Genomic DNA, 1,428 nt, shown 5'->3' with positions numbered 1-1,428 from the left:
ACGTCACTCTTGTGCGTGATCTCGGCCGACAGGATCTTCAGCACGACTCGACCACCCAACTCGCGCGCAGCGCTTTCAGCCTGCGACGGCGTGGTCACGACCAACTCACGCGCGCAGGGCACGCCAAAGCGAGCGAACAGTTGCTTGGCCTGGGCCTCGTCCAAGGAGCCGGGCGGCATGTCCTCGAGGGCCACGGAGGCGAGCGGAGCGCTGGACGTCGGTTCCTGCCAATTGCCCGCATCCAGCATGGCGCCCAGCGCGGCGGTGCAGCTTTCGGCCTGGGCGAAGGCGGGTACCCCGCGTTGCGTGAGCAACGCACCGACTTCCGGCGCATGCGGGCTCACGTAGGCGATCACCGGCTTGTCCGAGTTCGGTAGGCAGTCCTGGATGGCACCGGCCATCAATTCCGGCATGGCCAAGCTCGATGAGCCTACGATGATCGCCAAGGCATCGTAGCTGGGGCTCTTGAGCAGGATGTTGATGGCACCGCGCAGCAACTCCGGCTGAAGGCCCGCCAAAGTCACGTCGATGGGGTTGCGGTCCAGCACGGCGTGATCGCCGCTCTGCAGCGCGCGCAATGCTTCCGCGGTTGCGGCATCCGGAGCCGGCGTCTCGAAGCCCTGCATGCCAAGGTCGTCCGATACCAGTGTTCCGGCTCCGCCGGTCGAGGTCAGGATGGCGACCCGCTTGCCGCGCAGCTTGCGACCCGTGGCCAAGGCCACCGGGATGTCGAGCAGATCGCCGAAGGTCTGAGCGCGGATCACGCCGACCTGCTTGAACAGCGCGTCGTACATGCTGTCGGCGCCCGCCAGCGCGCCGGTATGGGATACGGCGGCCTTTGCCCCAGCCTCGGAGCGGCCGATCTTGAACGCGACGACAGGCTTGCCCGCGCGCGCCGCCTTCAATGCGGCGGCGCGGAACTTCTCCGGATTGCGAACGCTCTCGACGTACAGGGCAATGACCTTGGTGTCCGCGTCGTCTGCCAGGTAGTCGACGAAATCGGCCAGATCCAGGTCGACTTCATTGCTCGTCGAGATCAACTTCGAGAGCCCGATGCCGCGTGCCGCAGCACGAGAGAGCAGTGCGCCGAGAATGCCCCCGCTTTGTGAGACCACGCCGATCCCGCCGACCGGGAAATGGTCCATCTCCAGCGCGCCGCTGGCGGAGAGCACGATGTTGTCGGTCAGATTGACGAGCCCGATCGTGTTGGGGCCGAGGATGCGCATGTTRCCCGCAGCCTCGGTAAGTTGCTGCTGGCGACGCGCGCCTTCCTCGCCGGTCTCGGTGTATCCGCTGGCCAGCACGATGGCTGCTGCCGTTCCCTTGGCCGCAAGCTCTCGGACCGCCTGATGCGCACGCTCGGCGCCAAGCAGCACGATGCCGACGTCGGGTGAGCCAGGAATCGATGCGATGTCCGGATAGCAGGTC

The 1,428-nt window shown here is 66.4% G+C and carries 1 protein-coding gene; it reads right to left on the bottom strand.

Features of this window, described 5'->3' with window-relative positions; translation table 11 throughout:
* The coding region (locus tag AC1DY5_RS55515) for an acetate--CoA ligase family protein (RefSeq protein WP_478122683.1) at window positions 1–1,428 on the bottom strand (1,428 nt) is incomplete at both ends.

It is taken from the genome of Variovorax sp. P4_D9 (genome assembly GCF_056401695.1).
This window is presented reverse-complemented; position numbering and strand designations above follow the sequence as displayed.